Here is a 19,481-nt window from a genome sequence, read left to right on the forward strand (position 1 = left end):
CTACAGCAGTTTGGTGAATCGGAAATGGCTCTGCGTATATCCTTCACGAACGTAAAAACGATGGGCGTCCACGCGCTTCACGCTGGTGGAGAGTTCGGTCAGCTCCGCGCCGGCCTCTCGTGCTACCCCTCCCGCCCAGGCCAGCAGCTGGCTGCCCACCTTTAACCCGCGCGCCTGCGGCATCACCACCAGCTCCTGGATCTCGCCGATCCAGCGCGCGTGATGGAGATGAAACTGCAGGTGCAGGCCGATCATGCCGATGACCTGCCCGTTAAGTTCGGCAAGCTGATAGCGCATATTGCGATCCTGCAGATTGGCAAGATAGCCCGCGTGAAACGCCTGGCGATCGAACTCGGCCTGCTTTAACTCGCAGATTAACGCGTAAACGATTTGCGCATCGTCGGCGGTGGCGGGACGAAGCGTGCAGTCAGGCATGCTGTTTCTCCTTCTGACGGATAAGCGATAAAAAGATCTTGACTGACTGTAGCAAACTTCCGTCGTTATTGAGGACGTGGCAGTCGGACGGGGTATAGCGGGCCGCACGCTCCAGCCGCTGGTCGATCTCACGGGCGGATTCACGCCCCCGGCTCTGCAACCGGCTGCGCAGGACGTCCGGTGAAACCTGCAGGCAGACCGGCAGCAGGGCCGCTCCATAGCGGGCGCGCGCTTGCGAAAGATGCGCCCGTGAACCGTTGACCAGCACGTCGAACCCCGCATGCAGCCACAGATCGGTCTCGATACCGATCCCGTAGTAATAGCCGTTGGCGTGCCAGCTCAGCGCCAGCAGATTTTGCCCGGCACGGGTGAAAAACTCCTGCTCGCTCAGGGCGATATGGTTTTCACTCCCCGCATTCGCCGCCCGGGTAATGTACCGGTGCGCCACCAGCAGTTGCGGATGCTCCTGCTGCCGTAAGGCGGACAGCAGGCTGTCCTTACCGGAGCCGGACGGCCCCATTAACCAGATAAGTCTTCCCATCAGAACACCCTCTTTCCCTGACGCCAGACGTGGTCGATATGGATGTGCTCGCCCCTGCGGTGGGCCAGTACCAGATCCGCCCGCTTGCCTTCGGCTATCTCGCCGCGATCCTGCAGGTTAAGCGCCGAGGCCGGGTTTTTCGTCACCAGGCGAATCGCCTGCGGCAGCGTAAAGCGATTGCCCTCGTCGTCGGCCACCCGGAACGCCGCGTCGAGCAGGCTGGCGGGGTAATAGTCGGACGAGAGGATATCCAACAGGCCGAGGGAAGCGAGCTTGCTTGCCGCGACGTTGCCGGAGTGTGAGCCGCCGCGCACGATGTTCGGTGCGCCCATCAGCACGTTCATGCCGTGCCTGCGGGAGGCTTCAGCCGCCTCGAACGTGGTGGGAAATTCGGCGATCACGCTGCCAAGCTGGTGGGATTCAAGGACATGATCGTGCGTGGCGTCGTCATGGCTGGCCAGCGCGATATTGCGGTCCCGGCACATCGCCGCAATCCTGAGACGGTTAGGCTGGGACCACTGTGCCGCAAGCGCCAGCTGCTCTTCTTCGTAACGGGCCATCTCCGCATCGCTGAGAGAATATTTGCCCTGATAGTATTCGCGATACTTTTCGATGTTGGCGAACTGACGCTGCCCCGGCGAGTGGTCCATCAGGGAGACCAGCGAGACCGGCTCGCGGCCGACCAGCTTTTCAAACAGCGGCAGGGTGGTGTGGTGCGGCAGCTCGCAGCGCAGGTGCAGGCGGTGCTCGGCGCGGTTGAGGCCGCGTTTTTGCGTCTCCTCCACGGCGTTGATCATCTTCTCCAGGTTCTCCAGACGGTCGCCGCCGTCGCGCACGTCACCGATGGCCACCGCGTCCAGTACGGTGGTGATGCCGCTGGCGACCATCAGCGCGTCGTGGCTGCTCATCGCTGAATGCGCGGGCCAGTCTACCTTCGGCCGTGGCGTGAAGAACTTGTCCAGATTATCGGTATGCAGTTCGATCAGCCCCGGCAGCAGCCATCCGCCGTCGCCGTCCATCGCTTCGGGTGAGCGGCTCTGGGTTTCGGCAAACGCGCGGATTGTTCCGTCCTGGATCTCAATCGAGCCGCCAACTACCTCATTGTCCAGTACCAGCTTGACGTTATTGATAATCATGCGGGAGTCCCCATTGGGTGCAGCCTGTCCGCGACGCGGGTGCGAACGCTCTCGTCGTGGAAGATCCCAACGATCGCCGCCCCGCGCGCTTTGGCCTGTTCGATCAGTTCCACCACGGCGGCGCTGTTTTTGCTGTCGAGCGAGGCGGTGGGTTCATCCAGAAGTAAAATCGGGTAGTCGACGATAAAGCCGCGGGCGATATTGACGCGCTGCTGCTCGCCGCCGGAAAAGGTCGACGGGGCAAGGTGCCACAGGCGCTCGGGCACATTGAGGCGCGTCAGCAGGCTGGCGGCTTTGGCGGCGCAGGTTTCGCGCGGCACGCCGAGATCCAGCAGCGGCTGCATCACCACGTCCAGGGCGGAGATCCGCGGGATCACCCGCAGAAACTGGCTCACCCAGCCGATCGTGGTGCGGCGCACGTCCAGCACCTTCCGCGCGGGAGCCTGTACCAGGTCGACCCATTCATCACCGTGGCGAATATGGATATGGCCTTCGTCGGGCAAATAGTTGGCGTAGAGGGAGCGCAGCAGGGTCGATTTTCCGCTGCCGGAGTGGCCGTGCAGCACCACGCATTCGCCGCGATTAACCTCCAGAGAGGCATTTTGCAGAACCGGCAGACGCACGCCGTTTTGCTGGTGGAGCACAAAGGTTTTACTTACGTTTTGTACGTGGATCATGTTGGCCTCGTGATTTGTTTTGCCGGGTGGCGGCTTCGCCTTACCCGGCCTACAAGGTGCGGTGTTCGTGTTGCCGGGTGGCGGCTACGCCTTACCCGGCCTACAAGGTGCGCTATTCGTAGGCCGGGTAAGCGCAGCGCCACCCGGCAGCAGCACCCTCAGTTCTGCAACACGGACGACACCAGCAGCTGGGTGTAGGGATGGTGGGGATCGTCGAGCACACGGTCGGTTAACCCACTTTCCACCACCCGACCCTGCTTCATCACCAGCAGGCGGTCCGCCAGCAGGCGCGCAACGCCCAGATCGTGGGTGACAATCACCACTGCCAGGTTCAGCTCTACCACCAGGCCGCGCAGCAGGTCGAGCAGGCGCGCCTGCACCGAGACGTCCAGCCCGCCGGTGGGTTCATCCATAAATACCAGCTTCGGGTGCGTGACCAGGTTGCGGGCGATCTGCAGGCGCTGCTGCATACCGCCGGAGAAGGTGGTGGGCAGGTCGTCGATGCGCGAGGCGGGGATTTCCACTTCTTCCAGCCAGTGTTGCGCCGTAGCGCGGATGTTGCCGTAGTGGCGCGCGCCGGTGGCCATCAGGCGTTCGCCGATATTTCCCCCCGCCGAGACCTGACGGCGTAGGCCGTCCATCGGGTGCTGGTGCACCACGCCCCACTCGGTGCGCAGCAGGCGGCGGCGCTCGGCCTCGCTCATGCCGTAGAGCGAGGCGCCCTCATACAAAATGTCGCCGTTCTGCGGCGTCAGGCGCGCGGAGATGGACTTCAGCAGGGTGGTTTTGCCTGAGCCGGACTCGCCGACAATCCCCAGCACTTCACCCGGCCACAGCTCGAACGACACGTCGCTAAAGCCTTTGCCCGGCGCATACAGGTGGGTCAGGTTGTTAACCGAAAGCAGCGGTTTCATTGGCCGTTCGCCTCGCTCTGTTGGCGGCAAAAATCGGTGTCGGAGCAGACAAACATCCGTTTGCCCGTGTCATCCAGCACCACTTCATCCAGATAGCTGTGTTTGGAACCGCAGATGGCGCACGGTTCGTCCCACTCCTGCACCGTAAACGGGTGATCGTCGAAATCCAGGCTTTCGACACGCGTGTAGGGCGGGACGGCGTAGATGCGTTTTTCACGTCCGGCACCGAACAGCTGCAGGGCGGGCATCATGTCCATCTTCGGGTTATCAAATTTCGGGATCGGCGACGGGTCCATGACGTAGCGCCCGTTGACCTTCACCGGGTAGGCGTAGGTGGTGGCGATATGGCCGAAGCGGGCGATATCCTCATACAGCTTCACCTGCATGACCCCGTACTCTTCCAGGGCGTGCATGGTGCGGGTTTCGGTTTCACGCGGCTCGATAAAGCGCAGCGGCTCCGGGATCGGCACCTGGAAAATCAAAATCTGATCTTCAGCCAGCGGGGTTTCCGGAATGCGGTGGCGGGTCTGGATCAGCGTCGCGTCTTCGGTTTTTTCCGTGGTCGCGACGCCCGTTACCCGCTGGAAGAAGTTGCGGATCGACACGGCGTTGGTAGTGTCGTCGGCGCCCTGGTCGATCACTTTCAGCACGTCTGCTTCACCGATCACGCTGGCGGTGAGCTGAATACCGCCGGTACCCCAGCCGTAGGGCATCGGCATTTCGCGGCCACCGAACGGCACCTGATAGCCCGGGATCGCCACCGCTTTAAGTATCGCTCGGCGGATCATGCGTTTGGTTTGCTCATCCAGATAGGCAAAGTTGTAGCCGCTTAAGTTAGCCATGTTTGCGCTCCCGTTGCAGGCGTTTCAGCAGTTCCAGTTCGGCCTGGAAATCGACGTAGTGCGGCAGCTTGAGGTGCGAGACGAAGCCCGCGGCCTCGACGTTATCCGCGTGGGCCAGGACGAACTCTTCGTCCTGCGCCGGGCCCGCGATGTGTTCGCCGTAGTCCGGCGCCTGCAGGGCGCGGTCGACCAGCGCCATGGCCATCGCCTTGCGCTCGCCAAGGCCAAACACCAGCCCGTAGCCGCGGGTAAAGTGCGGGTCTTCATTTTCGGGCGCGACAAAACCGTTCACCATTTCGCATTCGGTCATCAGCAGTTCTCCGACGTTCACCGCAAAACCCAGCTCTTCCGGCACGATTTCAACGTCGATGTAGCCGCTGCGAATTTCGGCGGCAAACGGATGGTTACGCCCGTAGCCGCGCTGGGTGGAGTAGGCCAGCGCCAGCAGATAGCCTTCGTCGCCGCGTATCAGCTGCTGCAGGCGGGACGAGCGTGAACAGGGGTAGACCGGCGGCGTGCGGGTGATGTCATCCGGCTGCGCGCCTGAATCTTCCTCCGTCTTCGCCAGGCTTTGTTTCGCCAGCAGGCTGAAGACGTGCGGGGACGGTTCCTGTTCGGCGTCAGAGGTGCTGAGTGGCGACGTCTCGCCGTTCGCCAGCAGGGTAAAATCCAGAAGGCGGTGGGTGTAGTCACAGGTAGGGCCAAGCAGCTGGCCGCCGGGGATGTCTTTATAAACGGCAGAAATGCGGCGCTCCAGGCGCATCTCCGCCGTGTTCACCGGCTCGCTGACCGCCAGTTTCGCCAGCGTGGTGCGGTAGGCGCGCAGCAGGAAGATCGCTTCCACGTTATCACCGCTGGCCTGCTTCAGGGCCAGCGCCGCCAGTTCTCGGTCGGCGATGCCGCCCTCGGTCATTACCCGGTCTACGGCGAGGTTTAGCTGCTGCTCGATTTGGGCGACGCTCAGCTCGGGGAGCTGTTCATCGCCCCGTCGTCTGTGCGCCTGCAGCGCATGGGCGGCGGCGATGGCCTTCTCGCCCCCTTTGACGGCAACGTACATCAGCACACCTCCACGTGGGTGGTCCGCGGGATGGCCAGCAGGCGCTCGCCGCAGGTCAGGATCAGGTCAATGCCCAGCGGGAACGGGTGCGGGCGCTCGGTCAGCTCGTGAATGATGCACTCTGGCAGCTGCGGCGCGACCATGCGCTCGTCGGCGATGCCTGCGCCCGTCAGGCGCAGCATGCGGCCGCCGCTCAGGCTGGCAACCTGCAAAATCAGCGTGGCGCTGGTCTCCGGCGCGATTGCGGTGCCTTCGCTCAGGGCATTCAGCTGTTCATGGCTGATTTGTTCGTCGGCCACGGCAAAGATCGCCTGCCGGGGCTGATCGACCAGCGGAGCGCCGGTGTGAAAACGCAGGTTCTGGCTGGCGATATCGTTCGACAGCGCGCCCGAAAGCCACACCGGGGTATCGTTGTCGGCCAGGGTTAGCAGCACGCTGGTTGTCGCCAGGTTCAGCGGCAGCCAGCCCTGGGAGAGCTGGTGCAGCGAGACAATCACGCCCGGCTCGCTCATGGCCTTCAGCAGGCGACGAAAACTGTGTTGGGCATCCTGGACGGCCAGGGTAAAAGCAGGTTGAAGCGTCATGCGTTGTCTCCGCGAACGAGCGTAAAGAAGTCGACCCGGCTGGTATTCACTTCGGCCTGACGCGCGGCAAGACGAGCGGCGCGGTCGGCCTCCAGCGGGGAAATAAGGGTTTCCATCAGCGTCTGGAAATGCGGTGGTTCCTGTAAAAGCGCGTCGATGACCGCGCAGCGCTCGGCGTGGGCTTTATCACGCCCCAGCACGTAGCTGTAGCCCAGCGTGCCGCTGTGCAGGCGGATCGCTGCGCGGGTGAGGGTGGCATCCCCGGCGAAAAAGCGCTCGCCGGTGCCGCCCATGCGCGCCTGGATCTGCACAAGGCCGATCTCCGGCGCGCGGAGGATGTCGTACCCGGGGGCCAGGCTAAGGGCGTTCATGCGGGCAGACAGCGCAGCAGGCTGGCTGTGGGCCAGCACGCGCATCCAGCGCTGTCGGGTGGCGGTGTCGAAGTGCATTCAGTGCTCCATGGTGAATTCGATCATGTCGGCGCGGGTCAGGCTGACGGAATATTCCGTCGCGTCGATCTCGCCGTCACGGTGGTTGAGGGTGCGCACGCAGAGCAGCGGGGCCATATTGGGGATTTCGAGCACTTTGCTTTCTTTCGCCTGCGCGCGGCGGGCGCTGATGCGCGTCTGGGTGCGTTTCAGCGCAATGCCTGTCGCATTCTGAAGAAAATCATGTAGCGAACCGCTGGAGAAATTCTGCAGCACTGGCCAGAGGGTGAGATCCGCGAAGTAGTGGTCTATCTGGCACACCGCGACGCCGTTGACCCGGCGCAGCGTGCGCAGGTGGATGACGTTGTCGCCCTCCTGAATACCCAGCGCGTCCGCCACGTGGCTGGAGGCCGGGCGTAATACCGAGAGCAGCTTTTCGCTGGTCGGGTGGCTGCCCTGATCCAGCAGGTTCTGGCTAAAGCGCGCCTGGGCGTTAAGCGGGTAGTCGAACGGGCGCATCAGCACCAGCACGCCCACGCCCTGACGACGCTGGACCCAGCCGCGCTCGACCAGCTGGTCAATGGCGCGGCGCAGGGTGTGTCGGTTCACTTCATAGCGGTCGGCAAGCTGCTGCTCGGCAGGAAGGTAGTCTCCGCAGCGGTAGTGCGTGCGCAGCTCCACTTCGAGCTTCGCCGCAATCTCTTGCCAGCGGGTGGGGTAACTGGTCGGATGTCTGGATAAGTGCATAGAAAACAAAGCCTCGCTTCTCAGATGAAGTGCTTACGCAAACGTTGAGAGAGGAAATCCAGCAGGCTGACGGTGACGATGATGAGCACCATCAGGGCGCAGGTTTGCTGGAACTGGAAACCGCGAATCGCTTCCCACAGGGTGACGCCAATCCCGCCTGCGCCGACCATGCCGACGACGGTGGCGGAGCGGACGTTGGACTCAAAGCGGTACAGGGAGTAGGAGATCAGCAGCGGCATCACCTGTGGCAGAACGCCGTAGAGGATCTCTTCGATTTTGTTGGCGCCGGTGGCGCGAATGCCTTCCACCGGACCGGGCTCGATGGCTTCGACCGCCTCGGAGAGCAGCTTGGAGAGCACGCCGGTGGTGTGGATGAACAGCGCCATGACGCCCGCAAACGGACCCAGGCCGACGGCGACCACGAATAGCATCGCAAAGACCATTTCGTTGATTGCTCGACAGGCGTCCATCAGGCGGCGCATGGGCTGGTATACCCACCACGGCACGATGTTTTCGGCGCTCATCAGGCCAAACGGAACAGAGAGAATAACGGCCAGCGCGGTGCCCCAGACGGCGATTTGCAGGGTGACCGCCATTTCGCTGAGGTAGTCCTGCCACTGGCTGAAGTCCGGCGGGAAGAAGTCGGCGGCGAAGGTCGCCATGTTGCCCGCGTCTTTGAAGAGCAGCAGCGGATCCATTTCCGCGCCCTTCCAGGAGATAACCAGCACCGCCAGCAGGATGGCCCAGCTTATGAGCGAGAACCAGCTGCGCTTTGGCGGTGGGAGTGTGATGGTTTGCATGTTGGCTCCGTGGGGCTTTGTGTGCCGGATGGCGCTACGCTTATCCGGCCTACGATCCAAAATGTAGGCCCGGTAAGCGCAGCGCCACCGGGCGAAAAGCGTTACTGCACCGCTTTATTCACGCTGGTCATCGCGCCGAGCGCGGCGGTCAGGCGGTCGAGGTCTTCAAGCTGGGCCTGAATCGCGGCCACTTTGCTGGTCTTCTCCTCGTCCTTCAGGCCTTTGTTGTCCTTCACGCCCTGCATCTCTTTAAACAGCGCCAACTGGCGAATCGGGACCAACTGCAGGTCGCTTGACGGGCGGAACGGCGCCCAGCCCAGACGTTCGAGGACCGCTTTCTCTTCCGGCGTTTTGCCATAGGTCATAAAGAAGTCGTACACCTTGTCCTTGGTGCTTTCGGACAGGTTTTTACGCCACACGATCGGGTCGCCGGGGATCAGCGGGGATTTCCAGATAACCTTAATCTCTTTCAGCTTGTCCGGGGCGGAGGTCTTCAGCTTGTCGAGGTTCTCGGTGTTGTTGGTGGCAACATCCACCTGCTTGTTGGCCACGGCCAGAGCGTTGGTTTCATGGCTGGCGTTTACCGTGCGCTTGAAGTCGCTGGCAGAGGCGTTGTTTTTGGCGAAGACGTAGTAGCCAGGGACAAGGTAGCCGGAGGTAGAGTTCGGATCGCCGTTGCCGAAGGTCAGCTCTTTGCGTTTGGCGAGCATGTCATTGAGGTTGTTGATCGGGCTGTCTTTGTTGACGATCAGCACGCTCCAGTAGCCCGGGGAGCCATCTGCCGCGACGGTCTGGGCAAAGACCTGGCCGTTCGCGCGGTCCACCGCTTCCATGGCGGAGAGGTTGCCGTACCAGGCGATGTCTACTTTATTAAAGCGCATCCCCTGGATGATGCCTGCATAGTCCGGGGCGAAGAAGGCGTTCACTTTGATCCCCAGTTTGGTTTCCATATCTTTCAGGAACGGTTCCCACTGAGGTTTCAGGTTTTGCTGTGATTCCGTCGAAATAATGCCGAAGTTCAGCGCTTTTTCCTGCTCTTGTGCATACGCCGGGCTTAACAGGGTGCTGAGGCTGAACATGCTGGTAAAGGCCAGCGCGGCAACGGCTTTGTAGCTCATGTACTTTCCTCGGATCGGGTTTAATTAAGCAGCCTGCGCGTTCTCTTCGACGCGGTTAATGCTGCGGTAGAGATGGTCAAAACGTTCGTTATCAAACTGATGGCTCGCGCCATCAAAGAACACGTGTCCCTGACGCAGGGCGACGATGCGTTCGCAATAGCGCAGGGCGTAATCCACCTGATGCAGCGTGACCACCACGGTAATGCCGTCGTTCTGGTTAATGTCGCGCAGGGTTTCCATCACGATGCGGGCGGACTCCGGGTCCAGCGAGGCAATGGGTTCGTCAGCGAGAATGATTTGCGCTTTCTGCATCAGCGCGCGCGCAATCGCCACGCGCTGCTGTTGTCCACCGGACAGGGTGGAGACGCGCTGGTGGGCGAAGTGCGCCATCCCGACGCGGGTCAGCGCCTGTAAGGCTTCCTGCTTCTGGGAAGGGGTGAACCAGCGCAGACAGGTGCGCCAGAACGGGGTGCTGCCGAGCGCGCCAATCAGCACGTTCTCCAGCACCGTCAGGCGGTTTACCAGGTTGAACTGCTGGAAGATGTAGCCCGTCTGGGCACGGCTCTTGCGGATATCGCTCGCCAGACGCCCCGCGCGCTGCACGGTATTACCCAGCAGCTCGACGTGGCTTTCCGGCGTTTTATCGCCGGTGATAAGCCCGCTCAAATGGCGCAGAAGGGTGGATTTACCCGAGCCGGAAGGCCCGAGAAGCGCCACCATATCGCCCTGCCGGACGGTCAGATCAACGGCATGCAGAGCCTTGTTGTGATTGAAGGTCTTGCTCAGTTTCTCGACGCGGATGACAGTTTGCATGTGCTGGGCCTCACGATAAATGTGGCCTCATGCTGGCGCATCAATGTGACATTTGGGTTAAGTGCAGGTTGCGGGAGTTTGAAGAGTTGAGCGGAGTTTGATGACAATCATCGTAGGCCCGGTCAGCGCAGCGCCACCGGCGCTGTGGGCGGATGCGCTGCGCGTGTCCTGCCTACGACGTTTGTTGCTTGACGACGTTAATCATCCACGGCACGCCGTATTTGTCGGTGACTTTACCGAAACCGTGCGCCCAGAAGGTCTCCTGCCAGGCCATTTCGATATTCCCGCCATCGGCAAGGTTGTCGAACCAGCGCTTGCCTTCATCGACGTCCTGGGTGTCGAGCACCAGCGTAAAGCCCGCGTACTGCGCGTTACTGCCGGGCGGCAACCCGTCGCTCATCATGATATCGCTGCCCGCAATGCGGACGTTGGAGTGGGCGATAGCCGAATCCGGAAATTGCATACCGGACGGACAGCCTTCATCGCTGTTATCGCTTTTTGGCATTTCGCCGAAGGTAATTTTATAGAGAAGCTCTGCGCCGACGGCTTGCTGGTAGAAGGCAGTGGCCTCAGCGCAGTTGCCGGCGAAAGAGATGTAGGGACTTAACGGCATAATCTTTACCTCACGTAAGAAAAGCCCATTAAGTGTAGTTCCCGAAAGCCCGGCAAGCGAAGCGCCACCGGGCGGGTAAATCAGTTCTTTTTCACGAACTCAGATTTCAGTTTCATCGGACCGAAGCCGTCAATTTTGCAGTCGATATTATGATCGCCTTCAACCAGACGGATATTCTTCACTTTGGTGCCGATTTTCAGCATGGAAGAACTGCCTTTCACCTTCAGGTCCTTAACGACGGTAACGCTGTCACCGTCTGCCAGCAGATTGCCGTTCGCATCTTTCACGATGAGCGCATCAGCATCCTGAGCCGGCTCGGCATCATTCCATTCATGAGCGCATTCCGGGCAGATGAACATGCCATTATCTTCATAGGTGTATTCAGAATTGCATTTTGGGCAGTGTGGAAGTGACATATCGGTATCCTCAAAAGTGTAAACGCGCTGGAAAGTGCCAGCAAAATGACGGCAGGGTGCCGAAAAAGGCGGCAAGTATAGCGCAAATCCACACCGTTGTCGGTGATATTGTGAATTAAAAAAGGCAAAAAGCGTATCGGGAGTGACACGTTCTGTCAGTCAGTTAAGCGATGCTTATGCCCATTAACACGGTGGGAAGAAATGACGATAAATATATCGAATATTTTATTGCAGCAAATTGCTACGCTCTGCCATTTCGGATAAGGTGAAGCGACACATTGTTATTTATCGCCGGACTTCACTGCCCTACATATCTTATGGCAGTGGCGCATTACCTCTCTTTTTAGGTGGATAAATAATGATGATATATCCTGAAGTTTCTTAAAAATGGGCTACGCTTTTTTCTTTTGGCTAACGGGCCAGGAGAGAAGCTATACACGCCATGCAAGGATAGTGAATTATTTCTGATTATCTTCAATCAGTTATATTTCGGCGAACATGTTTTCCACACGTGATCATATAAGCCTGAACGACATAATTAAAACAAGTGGCTTAATAAAAGTAATAAATTTGCGTTAAGGAAAGGCTTTTATCATGCACACACAGACCATTTTTGAATTAAGCCAGGAAGCGGAGCGTTTGTTACAGCTTGCCCTGCAAAATCTTGATACGTTGAAATCAATGCCGACTGCAATGCTGGAGAGCACTGCGGCTGCTATTACAGGCGAAACGAACAACGTTTTACCTTTGCATTTTAGCGCGCGCGGCGTCGACGCGCAGCAGGCGATGCTGAATAATGAATTACGGAAAATAACCCGGCTGGAAATGGTCCTGGCCATTGTGGGCACCATGAAAGCGGGAAAATCGACCACCATTAATGCGATTGTGGGTACCGAAGTGCTGCCGAACCGCAATCGTCCGATGACGGCGCTGCCGACGCTGATCCGCCACACGCCGGGCCAGAAGGAGCCGGTGCTGCATTTCTCTCATGCCTCCCCGATTGATGAATTGATCCAACTGCTTCAGAAACAGCTATGCGATTACGATCGCGGGAAGCTGGCCCAGCGTCTGGAAATTGATAAAGACATGAATACGCTGCTGGAGCGCATTGAAAAAGGGGAAGCGTTTGAGAAGCATCATCTGGGCGCGCAGCCGATCTTTCATTGTCTGAAAAGCCTCAATGACCTGGTGAGACTTTCCCAGGCGCTGGGCGTGGCGTTTCCGTTCTCGGAATATGCGGCTATCGAACATATCCCGGTCATTGAAGTGGAGTTCGTGCATCTTGCGGGCCTGGATGCCCACCTCGGGCAGTTGACGCTGCTCGACACGCCCGGGCCGAACGAGGCCGGACAGCCGCATCTGCAAAAAATGCTCAGCGAGCAACTCTCTCGCGCATCGGCGGTGCTGGCCGTGATGGATTATACCCAGCTTAAATCCATCTCTGATGAAGAAGTCCGCCAGGCCATTTCCGCGGCGGGAAAATCGGTGCCGCTGTATGCGCTGGTTAATAAATTCGATCAGAAAGATCGCAATAGCGACGATGAAGAACAAATCCGGGCGATGATCTCCGGCACCTTAATGAAAGGCAATATTTCTCCGGGCCAGATTTACCCCGTGTCGTCCATGTGGGCGTATCTGGCGAACCGCGCGCGCTACGAGTTGAGTACGCACGGGCAACTGCCGGATCATCAGGAGCAACCCTGGGTGCAGGATTTTGCCGAAGCGGCACTCGGACGTCGCTGGCGTACGGCGGACCTGGACGATATCGACCATATCCGACATTCTGCCGATTTGCTCTGGGAAGATTCGCTCTTCGAGCAACCGATACGTAAGCTGATTTACGCAGCCTATGCCAATGCCTCGCTATACGCGCTGCGTTCAGCCTCGCATAAGCTGCTCAACTACGCGCAAAATGCCCGCGAGTATCTCGATTTCCGCTATCAGGGGCTGACGGTGGCCTTTGAGGCGCTGGAGTTGAATATCGCACGTCTGGAAGAGGACATGGCGCTTTTGCAGACGCGTCAGTGCGTGGTGAGCGATGAGGTGAAACACGAGGTTGAGGAAGCGCTGAGCGCTACCGCGGACTTTATCGGGTCCCAAAAAACCGCGCTACACCATGAAATTGACCTGGTGTTCAGCACGCACCCGATTCTTGATTTGCCAGGCACCGAACGGCATAACCTTCGCGGTGAGGTGCTGAAGCAGCTGGTTCTGGACGATGAAGGGCAGGCGCAGATTGCGCTGAGTAAATTACGCGCCTCCTGCGAGCAGGTGATGCTGGATGCCCAGACGAAGATCGGCCGGGAGCTGGCGTTACGCTTCGATCAGCTGGAGTCCACGCTGGCGCGCTCTCTGAACGAAGCCATGCGTCCCATCGAAACGCGTATTAAAGAGCATCTGAGCCATGCGGGTTTTCGGGCGCGGATCAGCTTCCCGGCGTTTCAGGCAAGCCAGCTTAACTTCAATACGCGGGCGCTGTTCAACGATGCGATTGCGCAGGACGACAGCCAGGCCGTCCCTCCCTCAGGCGGGAGCAGCATGCGTGAAACGGTCTCTCGTTGGCTCAATAATCCAGGCTGGGGCTGGGACGAGTATGTGGAAACGCGCACGCGGTATGTTATCGACATTGCGCAGCTACATGACAAATTTAAGCAACATATTGATCAGTTTTGTGAACAAATACGTAAAGCTTTGTCCGCGCAGGTCGATGTCTCTGTTACGGCAGGAATGGCGACGTTCTTTGCAGAATTTTCGTTGTGCCTGACCGGGTTACAGGAAAGCTTGCGTGATAGCCTCGCAGTGCGTCAGCAAAATGAGCACTCAACCCGAGCGCTCTGCCAGTTGTTGAAGCAAAGCATCACTACTGCGACGTGGATACAGGAAGATACCCGACTGTTACGCGATGATATTCAAACCCTATTCGCGGCAGAGCAACCATGACAACACCACTACTGGACGGCCCCGGGCGAACGCTGGAGTGTATTAATCCAAAATTTATGGTCGATCTGGTGCAGGGGGGAGACGCGGCGCGTCATCCTCGCCTGGGACCACAGCAGCTGCAGTTTCGTGAGCGTTTGACGCAGGAAATCATGACGCATACCCGGCTACGCCCCTGGGCGATGGCGGGGATGCTCAATGAAAATGCGGGGCTGCGTCTGGGGCTGGCGGAAAAACTGGCCAGCATGCTTGATCCGGGTCATCTCGCGCTGACGCTGATGGCAGAGAAGCTGATTGCGCTGCGTCAGCAGACTCACCCGCGCACCCTGCAGTCCCCCGGACTGACGCAGCAGTACGCCGATCTCGTATCTCATTTTACCCAACGCGCAGCCTATAAAGAAAAGGCGTTGACCCAGCGCGGCCTGACGGTGCAGGCGGGTGAGCACAGCGAGCAAATTTTTACCCGCTGGCGGGCCGGGCATTATGATGGCTGGTCGCTGGCCGGGCGCTGTTTTATCGTCCTGGAGGAGCTGCGCTGGGGGGCATTTGGCGACGCATGCCGTCTCGCGAACGAAGATGTGGCGGCAATGCTTAAGGATAACCTGCGCAGCATGGCGGCTAACTATCTGGCGCAGGGCATCAATGCCTCCCCCACGACCCGCCATTTTTATCACCAGTGGCTGACAACGCCAGCTTCGCCGGGATTGATCGATCATAAAGACATGCTGGGCTGGCTGGGGGACTGGTGTCAGGCGGATAAGCATCCGGTGAGCTGGTCAGTGACGCAAAACTGGCAGACCGTCGCGCTGGGAATGCCGAGGCTCTGTTCGGCAAAACGGCTGGTGGACGGGATGGTGGAAGAGATTTTTGGGTGAATCCCTTCTTCCCCTCACCCTGATCCTCTCCCCGGGGGGAGAGGGAGTGGTTTGGTGCGGCGCGTTAATGATTCATTTCAATTGGTTTCGGTTCAGGCTGGGTCTCTTGCATATTCCCGTAGCGTTTCGCATACAGCGCCGTGACGATCGGCACCAGAATCGCGGTGACAATCACGCTGGCCGCAACCAGCGCCGTCGCGGAAGCGGCCACCGGTTCGAAGGCCGGGTTAATCTGGGCAATAATCACCGGGTTGGCGACGGCAGCGCCTGCGGCTGAAGAGGCGGCGACGCCCGCTGTGCCGTTTCCTCCGCCGATCGCGCGGTCGGCAATGATTAGCGGGATACCGGTAATGATAATGACGGCGACACCCAGCACAATACCCAGCAGGCCGGTATCAAGGATAACCTTCAGATTGATGGTGTTCCCCAGCGCGAAGCCGAAGAATGGGATCAGCACCGGCGTGGCTTTGCTGAAGAAATCACGCAGATCGTGATCGAGATTGCCAAGGGCAAAGCCGATCAGGAAGGGCAGGATTGCGCCGACAAAGTGGTGGGGTTCAAAAGAGGCGAGGCCAGCAGACCCCAGGATCAGCATCGTCATCAGCGGGCCAGACTCCAGAGACATCAACACAAATGCGCCGGACTCTTCTTTTGTCCCGTACTGATTCATCAGGCTGGCGTACAATCCGCCGTTAGTCATATCCATCGCCGAGACAATCGCCAGGACCGATAATCCCGCGAAGAACCCGGTCTGAATTCCAGTCTCCGGGATGAACATCGCGCATATCATCGCTACTGCCCAGGCTACCGCTATTTTGGTTATTACCAGCGTACCGGATTTCCGTAATACGGTACCCGTCGCCCGCAAATTAATGGATGCACCGATACAAAAAAACCAGACGGCAAGAATCGGAACCGTGCCCGTTATCATGCCTTTTGTGAAACCGCCAAAATAAGCCCCGGTATCAGGGGCAAGGGTATTCAGGATGGCGCCCAGTACCAGCGGAACCAGCATCATACCGCCGGGTATGCGTTCTATCGTGGCTTTAATCTTCATAGACAATCCTCACATCTGACCCCGCCTGACGGGCGATCGGTGCTAAAAATTAGTCAATAAATTCAATTGATTGGCGTTTTTGCTTGAGGGGTATTTCTCGATAACCCTGCAAGGAAAATAAATGCGTGCTCTCGATTAACCTCATTGGAAAACACATGAAACGTTGTATTCGGATTTATCATGCGATCAATGGAATATTGATTCAATGAAAATAAAACATCGTTTTAGTTATCTTTGTCACATATTCAATGTAAAAACATCGATGGCTTCCTGATGATGAAAATTTATGTAAATTGGATGTGGGAAAACGTGGTTTGTTTTTTTTGTTGAGAAAGAACTCATGATGTGTGTGAAGGGGCTCTAAAGGCGGGGATGAGAAAGTGCTTATTTGCACTCATTGACAAATCCGGGAACGAGTTGACCTGACGCTGAAATATGTGTGAAGTTGATCACAAATATAAACGCTGGTAGGGTAAAAAGGTCATTAACTGCCCAGGCAGGCGTCAACAGGTTCGGTTGTATCGACGTAAAACGTCAATGTAAGTAAACCTGCTACGCTTGAATAAGGCGATTCGCATGGAGCGGATCCCATGGTTCACAGAACGTAAACTGGACTGTGAAACAGACTGGGCCGAGTCAACGAGGATAGCTATGCTGAGAAGGAAAAAGATTAAACCCATCACGCTTCGCGACGTCACCATTATTGATGACGCAAAACTGCGTAAAGCGATTACCGCAGCCTCGCTCGGTAATGCGATGGAATGGTTCGATTTTGGTGTCTACGGCTTTGTGGCCTATGCGTTAGGTAAAGTGTTTTTCCCCGGGGCCGATCCCAGCCTGCAGATGATTGCCGCACTGGGTACGTTCTCCGTCCCCTTCCTGATTCGCCCGCTGGGTGGTCTGTTCTTCGGTATGCTCGGTGATAAATATGGTCGTCAGAAGATCCTGGCTATCACCATCGTCATTATGTCGATCAGTACATTCTGTATCGGTCTTATCCCGTCTTACGCCACCATCGGCATTTGGGCCCCGATTCTGCTGCTGATCTGTAAGATGGCACAGGGCTTCTCCGTGGGCGGTGAATATACCGGCGCCTCGATCTTTGTTGCCGAGTATTCCCCCGACCGTAAGCGCGGCTTTATGGGAAGCTGGCTGGACTTCGGCTCCATTGCCGGGTTCGTTCTGGGCGCGGGCGTGGTGGTGCTGATTTCAACCGTAGTGGGGGAAGCGAACTTCCTCGACTGGGGCTGGCGTATCCCGTTCTTCCTGGCACTGCCGCTGGGGATCATTGGTCTCTACCTGCGTCATGCGCTTGAAGAGACGCCTGCGTTCCAGCAGCACGTCGATAAGCTGGAACAGGGTGACCGTGAAGGGCTGCAGGATGGTCCGAAGGTATCGTTCAAAGAGATTGCCACTAAGCACTGGCGCAGCCTGCTGACCTGTATTGGTCTGGTGATTTCGACCAACGTGACCTACTACATGCTGCTGACCTACATGCCGAGCTATCTGTCGCATAACCTGCACTACTCGGAAGATCACGGTGTGCTGATTATTATCGCCATCATGGTCGGTATGCTGTTTGTGCAGCCGATTATGGGCCTGTTGAGTGACCGTTTTGGCCGTCGACCGTTCATTATTCTGGGAAGCGTTGCGCTGTTTGCGCTGGCAATCCCGGCATTTATTCTGATTAACAGCGATGTGCTGGGGCTGATTTTTGCCGGTCTGCTGATGCTGGCGGTGATCCTTAACTGCTTTATCGGGGTGATGGCCTCAACGCTACCCGCGATGTTCCCGACCCACATTCGCTATAGCGCGCTGGCCGCGGCCTTTAACATCTCGGTACTGATTGCCGGTCTGACCCCGACGCTTGCCGCCTCGTTGGTGGAGAGCACGCAGAACCTGATGATGCCGGCTTATTACCTGATGGTGATCGCGGTGATTGGTTTGATTACCGGTATTACCATGAAGGAGACGGCGAATCGTCCTCTGAAAGGCGCCACGCCTGCGGCATCGGATATTCAGGAAGCGAAAGAGATCCTGCGCGAGCACTACGATAATGTAGAGCAGAAGATTGAGGATATTGACGCCGAGATTGAAGAGCTGCAGAAAAAACGCTCCCGACTGGTGGATCAGCATCCACGCATCAACGAGTAATAAAGAAACCCGCCAACGGCGGGTTTTCTTTTATTAGCATCCGGCGGCGATGTAGTCGCCATTGGCACTGATGGGGATCACCGTCAGGAACAGCACCGTCGCGAACAGGATCAGGACTATCCCTCCGGCTATTTTGACTGCCGGCACCAGCCAGCTTAATGAGGCGCTTTCTCCGAACCAGGTCACCGTACGTTCGCGGGCGTACCGGACAGCCAGGGAAAGCCCCACAATAGAGAGCGCGGTTCCCAGAGACATGGTCATGACGGCGGCCACTCCCCAGGTAACAATGCCCAGCGCGTTCGAAAACATCAGAATCATGATCGCGCCGCTGCACGGACGTGCCCCAATTGCCAGAATCACGCCCAGACGGGTTTTCCAGTCGCCCTGCGTCAGGTCCGTGCCTACGCCGTGATGGCCGCAGCCACAGTGTTCGTCGTGCTGATGAAGCGGCTTAATGGCAGAGACAGACATCCTGCGCGGGCGCAGGCTCTTCAGCGCCTGGTAAATGACAAATGCGCCGAATGCGCCAATAAGCACTGCGCTGATCTTCTCCACGTACCAGCGGCTGGTACTGATATCCCCTGAGGCGAGGTTGAACCCCACCGCCAGAATAAAGACAAACAGAATGGCGCTAACGCCCTGCATCAGGCTACCCAGGAAGGGGACGATCCGGGCGGCTAGCTCGCTTTCCTTATTGGTGGTCAGATAGGTCGTCACAATGAATTTTCCGTGCCCGGGTCCGATGGCGTGAAGGACACCATAAAGGAAAGCCCCCGTTAACAGCCATAACCCACCGCTGTACTGGTGGTTATTCAGCTGCAGCAGGTACATCACCAGATAACGGTGCAGGGTAATTTGCGTGGCAAGACACCACTGGATAAAGGCGTTCCAGTGCGTATGCAGGGTAAAACCGGCAAAGAGAATTGCCAGCAGCATCAACCCAGCGGTAGGGAGACGCCAGTCACGGGTGAGGCGTTGTGTGGTCATGAAGCGGCCTGCACAGAGGAGAGTATTTGCCGCTAGTATAGTTGATCTTCCCGCTCAATTCGTTGGATCGCGTCCGGATCTGTGCATGATTGTGGATAACTTTGTGCATAAAAGGGTATAAGGCGGGGTTTTGCTGGGGAATGCAGCAGTCAGTCATTTTTTTGCAACTTTTCGGTTGCGGTCGTTCGGGAACTCCCTATAATGCGCCTCCATCGACACGGCGGATGTGAATCACTTCACAGACAACGCAGTCGGTTGAAGAGAAAAAATCCTGAAATAACGGGTTGACTCTGAAAGAGGAAAGCGTAATATACGCCACCTCGCAACGGTGAGCGAAAGCCGCGTTGCAC

20 protein-coding genes are annotated in these 19,481 nt (G+C 58.0%); 3 read left to right on the forward strand and 17 right to left on the reverse strand.

Annotation, left to right across the window (positions count from 1 at the left end; translation table 11 throughout):
* The 15 genes from phnO to ACMWJS_RS13100 form a co-directional block, all read right to left on the reverse strand.
* A complete protein-coding gene (gene phnO / locus ACMWJS_RS13030) occupies window positions 1-435 on the reverse strand; it encodes an aminoalkylphosphonate N-acetyltransferase (RefSeq protein WP_414747164.1) in 435 nt (144 codons plus the stop codon).
* Window positions 428-979: a ribose 1,5-bisphosphokinase gene (gene phnN, locus ACMWJS_RS13035; RefSeq protein WP_414747166.1), complete on the reverse strand. Its 552-nt coding sequence runs from the start codon at window positions 977-979 to the stop codon at window positions 428-430. Before phnN ends, phnO begins: the two co-directional genes overlap by 8 nt.
* The gene (gene phnM / locus ACMWJS_RS13040) at window positions 976-2,112 is read right to left on the reverse strand and encodes an alpha-D-ribose 1-methylphosphonate 5-triphosphate diphosphatase (protein WP_069719686.1); all 1,137 of its coding nucleotides are present in this window, start codon (window positions 2,110-2,112) and stop codon (window positions 976-978) included. Before phnM ends, phnN begins: the two co-directional genes overlap by 4 nt.
* The gene (gene phnL, locus ACMWJS_RS13045; RefSeq protein WP_048226483.1) at window positions 2,109-2,789 is read right to left on the reverse strand and encodes a phosphonate C-P lyase system protein PhnL; all 681 of its coding nucleotides are present in this window, start codon (window positions 2,787-2,789) and stop codon (window positions 2,109-2,111) included. Before phnL ends, phnM begins: the two co-directional genes overlap by 4 nt.
* Before the next feature lie 158 nt (window positions 2,790-2,947).
* Window positions 2,948-3,703, reverse strand: a complete 756-nt coding sequence (gene phnK / locus ACMWJS_RS13050; protein WP_196353092.1) for a phosphonate C-P lyase system protein PhnK — start codon at window positions 3,701-3,703, stop codon at window positions 2,948-2,950.
* Window positions 3,700-4,545: an alpha-D-ribose 1-methylphosphonate 5-phosphate C-P-lyase PhnJ gene (gene phnJ / locus ACMWJS_RS13055; protein WP_048030272.1), complete on the reverse strand. Its 846-nt coding sequence runs from the start codon at window positions 4,543-4,545 to the stop codon at window positions 3,700-3,702. The genes phnK and phnJ overlap by 4 nt, the downstream gene beginning before the upstream one ends.
* Window positions 4,538-5,602, reverse strand: coding sequence for a carbon-phosphorus lyase complex subunit PhnI (locus ACMWJS_RS13060; RefSeq protein ID WP_262811042.1), 1,065 nt, complete (start codon window positions 5,600-5,602; stop codon window positions 4,538-4,540). The genes phnJ and ACMWJS_RS13060 overlap by 8 nt, the downstream gene beginning before the upstream one ends.
* The gene (gene phnH, locus ACMWJS_RS13065; protein WP_196353094.1) at window positions 5,602-6,186 is read right to left on the reverse strand and encodes a phosphonate C-P lyase system protein PhnH; all 585 of its coding nucleotides are present in this window, start codon (window positions 6,184-6,186) and stop codon (window positions 5,602-5,604) included. Before phnH ends, ACMWJS_RS13060 begins: the two co-directional genes overlap by 1 nt.
* On the reverse strand, window positions 6,183-6,635 hold the full coding sequence (gene phnG / locus ACMWJS_RS13070) for a phosphonate C-P lyase system protein PhnG (RefSeq protein WP_045909201.1): 453 nt from the start codon (window positions 6,633-6,635) through the stop codon (window positions 6,183-6,185). The genes phnH and phnG overlap by 4 nt, the downstream gene beginning before the upstream one ends.
* On the reverse strand, window positions 6,636-7,361 hold the full coding sequence (phnF, locus tag ACMWJS_RS13075) for a phosphonate metabolism transcriptional regulator PhnF (RefSeq protein ID WP_023326523.1): 726 nt from the start codon (window positions 7,359-7,361) through the stop codon (window positions 6,636-6,638).
* Between the two features lie 20 nt (window positions 7,362-7,381).
* A complete protein-coding gene (gene phnE, locus ACMWJS_RS13080; RefSeq protein ID WP_048226491.1) occupies window positions 7,382-8,161 on the reverse strand; it encodes a phosphonate ABC transporter, permease protein PhnE in 780 nt (259 codons plus the stop codon).
* A 101-nt stretch (window positions 8,162-8,262) separates the two neighbouring features.
* Complete coding sequence (gene phnD / locus ACMWJS_RS13085) at window positions 8,263-9,279, reverse strand: phosphonate ABC transporter substrate-binding protein (RefSeq protein ID WP_024906756.1); 1,017 nt, start codon at window positions 9,277-9,279, stop codon at window positions 8,263-8,265.
* Window positions 9,280-9,303: 24 nt separating this feature from the next.
* Entirely contained in the window at window positions 9,304-10,092 is a 789-nt protein-coding gene (gene phnC, locus ACMWJS_RS13090; protein ID WP_023618659.1) for a phosphonate ABC transporter ATP-binding protein, read from the reverse strand.
* A 172-nt stretch (window positions 10,093-10,264) separates the two neighbouring features.
* Window positions 10,265-10,705, reverse strand: a complete 441-nt coding sequence (gene yjdN, locus ACMWJS_RS13095) for a VOC family metalloprotein YjdN (RefSeq protein ID WP_063622845.1) — start codon at window positions 10,703-10,705, stop codon at window positions 10,265-10,267.
* An 80-nt stretch (window positions 10,706-10,785) separates the two neighbouring features.
* The gene (locus ACMWJS_RS13100; RefSeq protein WP_008500067.1) at window positions 10,786-11,121 is read right to left on the reverse strand and encodes a zinc ribbon domain-containing protein YjdM; all 336 of its coding nucleotides are present in this window, start codon (window positions 11,119-11,121) and stop codon (window positions 10,786-10,788) included.
* Window positions 11,122-11,715: 594 nt separating this feature from the next.
* Here ACMWJS_RS13100 and crfC point away from each other — a divergent pair.
* Complete coding sequence (gene crfC / locus ACMWJS_RS13105; RefSeq protein ID WP_325819502.1) at window positions 11,716-14,061, forward strand: clamp-binding protein CrfC; 2,346 nt, start codon at window positions 11,716-11,718, stop codon at window positions 14,059-14,061.
* A complete protein-coding gene (locus tag ACMWJS_RS13110) occupies window positions 14,058-14,933 on the forward strand; it encodes a diguanylate cyclase regulator RdcB family protein (protein WP_045909207.1) in 876 nt (291 codons plus the stop codon). Before crfC ends, ACMWJS_RS13110 begins: the two co-directional genes overlap by 4 nt.
* A gap of 64 nt (window positions 14,934-14,997) precedes the next feature.
* Here the strand turns inward: ACMWJS_RS13110 and kdgT are convergent, their stop codons facing one another.
* Window positions 14,998-15,990, reverse strand: a complete 993-nt coding sequence (gene kdgT, locus ACMWJS_RS13115) for a 2-keto-3-deoxygluconate transporter (RefSeq protein WP_045909208.1) — start codon at window positions 15,988-15,990, stop codon at window positions 14,998-15,000.
* A gap of 651 nt (window positions 15,991-16,641) precedes the next feature.
* Here kdgT and proP point away from each other — a divergent pair.
* Complete coding sequence (proP, locus tag ACMWJS_RS13120) at window positions 16,642-18,144, forward strand: glycine betaine/L-proline transporter ProP (protein ID WP_024906762.1); 1,503 nt, start codon at window positions 16,642-16,644, stop codon at window positions 18,142-18,144.
* Window positions 18,145-18,177: 33 nt separating this feature from the next.
* On the opposite strand, the gene ACMWJS_RS13125 is transcribed toward proP, so the two are convergent.
* Window positions 18,178-19,131: a nickel/cobalt transporter gene (locus tag ACMWJS_RS13125; protein WP_414747165.1), complete on the reverse strand. Its 954-nt coding sequence runs from the start codon at window positions 19,129-19,131 to the stop codon at window positions 18,178-18,180.
* Between the last annotated feature and the right edge of the window lie 350 nt (window positions 19,132-19,481).

Origin of the sequence: Enterobacter sp. HK-058-C-ECC, from assembly GCF_047531125.1 — a bacterium.
Lineage (GTDB): Bacteria > Pseudomonadota > Gammaproteobacteria > Enterobacterales > Enterobacteriaceae > Enterobacter > Enterobacter quasiroggenkampii.

Bases quoted from the DNA above. Each gene is read 5' to 3' on its own strand.
- phnF (WP_023326523.1), bottom strand. From the start codon at position 7,361: ATGCACTTATCCAGACATCCGACCAGTTACCCCACCCGCTGGCAAGAG.
- phnJ (WP_048030272.1), bottom strand. From the start codon at position 4,545: ATGGCTAACTTAAGCGGCTACAACTTTGCCTATCTGGATGAGCAAACC.
- phnL (WP_048226483.1), bottom strand. From the start codon at position 2,789: ATGATCCACGTACAAAACGTAAGTAAAACCTTTGTGCTCCACCAGCAA.
- phnM (WP_069719686.1), bottom strand. From the start codon at position 2,112: ATGATTATCAATAACGTCAAGCTGGTACTGGACAATGAGGTAGTTGGC.
- phnE (WP_048226491.1), bottom strand. From the start codon at position 8,161: ATGCAAACCATCACACTCCCACCGCCAAAGCGCAGCTGGTTCTCGCTC.
- yjdN (WP_063622845.1), bottom strand. From the start codon at position 10,705: ATGCCGTTAAGTCCCTACATCTCTTTCGCCGGCAACTGCGCTGAGGCC.
- ACMWJS_RS13110 (WP_045909207.1), top strand. From the start codon at position 14,058: ATGACAACACCACTACTGGACGGCCCCGGGCGAACGCTGGAGTGTATT.
- crfC (WP_325819502.1), top strand. From the start codon at position 11,716: ATGCACACACAGACCATTTTTGAATTAAGCCAGGAAGCGGAGCGTTTG.
- phnD (WP_024906756.1), bottom strand. From the start codon at position 9,279: ATGAGCTACAAAGCCGTTGCCGCGCTGGCCTTTACCAGCATGTTCAGC.
- phnC (WP_023618659.1), bottom strand. From the start codon at position 10,092: ATGCAAACTGTCATCCGCGTCGAGAAACTGAGCAAGACCTTCAATCAC.
- ACMWJS_RS13125 (WP_414747165.1), bottom strand. From the start codon at position 19,131: ATGACCACACAACGCCTCACCCGTGACTGGCGTCTCCCTACCGCTGGG.
- ACMWJS_RS13060 (WP_262811042.1), bottom strand. From the start codon at position 5,602: ATGTACGTTGCCGTCAAAGGGGGCGAGAAGGCCATCGCCGCCGCCCAT.
- proP (WP_024906762.1), top strand. From the start codon at position 16,642: ATGCTGAGAAGGAAAAAGATTAAACCCATCACGCTTCGCGACGTCACC.
- phnH (WP_196353094.1), bottom strand. From the start codon at position 6,186: ATGACGCTTCAACCTGCTTTTACCCTGGCCGTCCAGGATGCCCAACAC.
- kdgT (WP_045909208.1), bottom strand. From the start codon at position 15,990: ATGAAGATTAAAGCCACGATAGAACGCATACCCGGCGGTATGATGCTG.
- ACMWJS_RS13100 (WP_008500067.1), bottom strand. From the start codon at position 11,121: ATGTCACTTCCACACTGCCCAAAATGCAATTCTGAATACACCTATGAA.
- phnK (WP_196353092.1), bottom strand. From the start codon at position 3,703: ATGAAACCGCTGCTTTCGGTTAACAACCTGACCCACCTGTATGCGCCG.
- phnO (WP_414747164.1), bottom strand. From the start codon at position 435: ATGCCTGACTGCACGCTTCGTCCCGCCACCGCCGACGATGCGCAAATC.
- phnG (WP_045909201.1), bottom strand. From the start codon at position 6,635: ATGCACTTCGACACCGCCACCCGACAGCGCTGGATGCGCGTGCTGGCC.